A 4,107-nucleotide genomic window follows, 5' to 3' on the forward strand; every position below is an offset into this window, starting at 1 on the left:
TGCCGGAATGAATCGATAGTTGCCGGCAGCAAACTCGGTCGTCATGACGTTCCTTCCGATGGTGGCACGCCAAACAAAAATGGCGGACCTTATGGTCCGCCATTTTCCACAAAGCGTGAACAGGAGCAAGATCAGGTCGGCTTCAACGACGGCGAGGCGTGCTCCATCTCGTAATCCTCGATCTGCTTCGCTCGCTCGGAATCCGCGGCAGCGCGATGATCGGTGCCGATCGCCACGTACACCGCCGGCAGCACGAACAGCGTGAACAGCGTGCCGATCATCATGCCCGAGACGACGACGAGACCGATCGAGAACCGGCTGGCGGCGCCGGCGCCGGATGCAGTCAGCAGTGGCAACAAACCGGTAACCATCGCAGCAGTCGTCATCAGGATCGGCCGCAGCCGCACCCGGGCCGCGTGCTCGATCGCGGCGCGTTTGTCGAGCGCCTCCTTGATCTGAAGTTCGCGTGCGAACTCGACCATCAGGATGCCGTGCTTACTGATCAGACCGACCAGCGTCAGCAGACCGACCTGGGTGTAGATGTTGATCGTCGCCACGCCGAAGAACAGCGGGATCAACGCCCCCGAGATCGCCATCGGCACCGAGATCATGATCACCAAAGGATCGCGCAGCGACTCGAACTGCGCCGCCAGCACCAGGAAGATGATGATCAGCGCGAAGCCGAAGGTGATGGCGAGCTGGTTACCTTCCTGCACGTATTGCCGCGCGTCGGCGAGATAGTCGTGGCCGAAACCGGACGGCAGATTTTTAGCCTGCTGTTCCAGGAAGTCGACGGCCTGACCGACGGTGACACCCGGCATTGGCACCGCCTGGAAGGTCGCCGAATTGAGCTGATTGTAGTGGGTCAGCGCGTTCGGATCTGTCGCAGTTTCGATCGACACCAGCGTCGACAACGGCACCTGCTGGCCGGTGACGCTGGCGACGTAGAAGCCGTCGAGCGATTGCGGTGTCAGACGCTTGGCGCGAGGCACCTGTGGGATGACTTGATAGGATCGACCCTCGAGGTTGAAGCGGTTGACGTAGTTGCCACCCAGCAGCGTCGCCAGCGTGTTGCCCAGCGCCTGCATGTTGATGCCGAGATCGTTGGCCTTGGTACGGTCGATCTTCACCCGGACAACCGGCTGGTTGAAGTCGAGGTCGCTGTCCGAGACGATGAACAGGCCGCTCTTGCGCGCCGCATCCTTGAGCTTGACCATCTCCTCATAGACCGCGCGGAAGCCGGCAGTCGAATTGATCACCATCTGGATCGGCAGGCCACCCGGGCCGCCCGGCAGCGGTGGCAGGTTGAAGGCGAATGCATTGACGCCCTCGATCTTGCTGAGCTCGGCCTGCACCAGCGGCTTGAGCTGCATCGCCGTGCGCTTACGCTCGTCCCACGGCTTCAGCAGCATGCCGGCGATGCCGTTGTTCGGACCGTTGGTGCCGTTGAGGATGAAGCGCAGATCGGTCTCGGGGAATTTGGCGAACGCCTTGTCGGCCTTCTCGCCGTAAAAGTTCGAGTAGTCGATGTTGGCGTATTTCGGTCCCTTGGTGACCGCAAACACGATGCCCTGATCCTCTTCGGGCGCCAGCTCCTTGGAAGTGTTCATGTACATGAAGCCGACCAGGCCGAGGATCACCACGGCGAACAGCCCAGTGATCGGCCGGTAGTCCAGCGAGCGGTCGAGCTGGCGGCCGTACCAGCGCGTGGTTGCGCCGAACACCGAGTCGACCTTACGGGCGAACCAGCCCTGACTTTCGTGCTTGAGCAGCACGGAGCACATCATCGGCGACAACGTCAGCGCGATGATGCCGGACACGATCACCGAGCCGGCCAGCGTGAACGCAAACTCGCGGAACAGCGCGCCGGTGAGACCGCCGAGGAAGCCGATCGGCGCGTACACCGCCGCCAGCGTGATGGTCATCGAAATCACCGGCCCGACGATTTCGCGGGCGCCGATCAGCGACGCCTGTACCGGGGATTTGCCCTCCTCCAGATGGCGGTGGATGTTCTCCACCACCACGATGGCGTCGTCGACCACGAGACCGATCGCCAGCACCATCGCCAGCAGCGTCAACAGATTGATGCTGAAGCCCATCGCCAGCATCGCGGTGCAGACGCCGATCAGCGACAGCGGGATGGTCACCACCGGCACGATCACCGACCGGAACGACGCGAGGAACAGGAAGATCACCACGATGACGATGCCGACCGCCTCGATCAGCGTCTTCTCGACCTCGTCGATCGAGGAGCGGATGAACTTGGTGGAGTCGTAGGCGACCTTCATCTTCATCGAGGGCGGCAGATTGCGCTCGATTTCCGGGAACAGGGCGCGGACGCCGCTGACGATGTTCAGCGGGTTGCCTTGCGGAGTCGCCTGGACACCGATGAAGATGGCGCGCTCGCCGGAGAACGCCACGCTCGAGTCGGTGCTCTGCGCCGCGAGTTCGACCGTGGCGACGTCTTCGAGTCTCACGAAGCCGCCGTCCTTGGCTTTGACGATCATGCGTTTGAACTGATCGACGTTCTGGAGATCGGTGTTGGTCGAGACGTTGGAGACCGTCAAGTACCCCTTTGTCTGGCCGGCGGCGGCTTGGAAGTTGTTGGCACGGATCGCGGCGGCGATGTCGTCGGGCGAAACGTTGCGGCCGGCCATGCGCACCGGATCGAGCCAAATGCGCATCGCGAAGGTCTGGCCACCGAGGATGTCGGCGGAGGCGACGCCGTCGACCGTCGACAGGATCGGCTGCACCACACGGGTCAGATAGTCGGAGATTGCCGAACCGGACAATTCGTTGCTGGCGAAGCCGATATACATCACGGCCGTAGTCTGGCCGGTCGACTTCACGATCACCGGGTCGTTGGCTTCCTTCGGAATCAGGTACTTGACCGAATTGACCTTGGCGAGGACTTCGGTGAGCGCCTGGTTGGGATCGAAGTTGAGCTTGACGTAGACGGTGATCAGGCTCTGCCCCTGGGTCGAGGCCGAGGTGATGTAGTCGACGCCTTCGGCCGAGGCCACCGCCTGCTCCAGCGGCGTGGTGATGAAGCCCTGCATCAGGTCCGGAGACGCACCCGGATACGCCGTGGTCACGGTGATCACCGTGTTCGACAGCTTCGGATACTGCCGGATCGGCAGCGACGTCGCGGCGCGGAAGCCGACCAGGAGGATCAGCATGCTGACCACCAGCGACAGCACCGGGCGCTTGATGAAGATATCGGTGAGGACCATACGGACGCTCCTGGGTCGCCGGGCCTTCGCGATCGGTCACGCGAGGCGGCGAAGTGTTCGGTCGGTCCGGACGGCGCGATCGCCGGCCGGAATTGGTCGCTAGCTCGGGGGCGCGGCCTTTCCCGCGCGCTTAGTACAGCGGCGGCTTCGACGGCTGCGGCGGCAGCGGGTCGGTCGAGATCGCGACCGCGGCGCCGGATTGCAGCTTGAGCTGGCCCACGGCGACAACGCGGTCGCCCGCCTTGATGCCGCTGGTGATCACGGCACGTCCGTCGACCCGGTCGCCGGTGCGCACGAAGGTCCGCACCGCCGTGAGGTTGGTCTTGCCGTCCTCACCCTTCTCCTCGTGGATCAGGAAAACCGAGTCGCCGTACAGCGTGTAGTCGACCGCGGTCTCAGGCACGGTGATGACTGCCGGCTTGTCGGGCAGTACCACCGTGGTAGTGGCGAACATGCCCGGCTTGAGCACGAGGTCGGGATTGTCCAGCGTCGCCTGGACGCGAATGTTGCGCGTGTCGGACGAAATCTGCGGCTCGATCGTGGTGATCTTGCCCTCGAAGGTCCGGCCCGGATAGGCGTCGATCGTCACCCGCACGGTCTGGCCCACTTTCAGCCGGCCGGAGTCCTTCTCCGTCACAGTGAAGTTGGCAAAGATCGTCGACAGATCGGTGAGCGACACGATCTGCGTGCCGGCGGTGAGATACTGACCGACTTCGACCTGACGCACGCCGAGTACGCCGTCGAACGGCGCCTTGACCAGCTTCTGCGAGATCACCGCTTCGGTGCGGGCAATGCCGGCATTGGCCTGGTCGTACGTCGCCTGCGCGGTATCGACGGTCGCCTGCGGACCGAACTGACGCGCCGCGAGTTGCTT

At 63.4% G+C, this 4,107-nt stretch carries 2 protein-coding genes; both read right to left on the reverse strand.

All coding sequences use genetic code 11. The features are described 5' to 3' along the window. Positions 1–131: 131 nt before the first annotated feature. On the reverse strand, positions 132–3,233 hold the full coding sequence (locus I5M_RS14570; RefSeq protein WP_022722070.1) for a MexW/MexI family multidrug efflux RND transporter permease subunit: 3,102 nt from the start codon (positions 3,231–3,233) through the stop codon (positions 132–134). A 130-nt stretch (positions 3,234–3,363) separates the two neighbouring features. Beyond that, on the reverse strand, positions 3,364–4,107 hold a 744-nt coding region (locus tag I5M_RS14575; RefSeq protein WP_022722071.1), incomplete at its 5' end, for an efflux RND transporter periplasmic adaptor subunit.

It is taken from the genome of Rhodopseudomonas sp. B29 (assembly GCF_000333455.1).
Lineage (GTDB): Bacteria > Pseudomonadota > Alphaproteobacteria > Rhizobiales > Xanthobacteraceae > Rhodopseudomonas.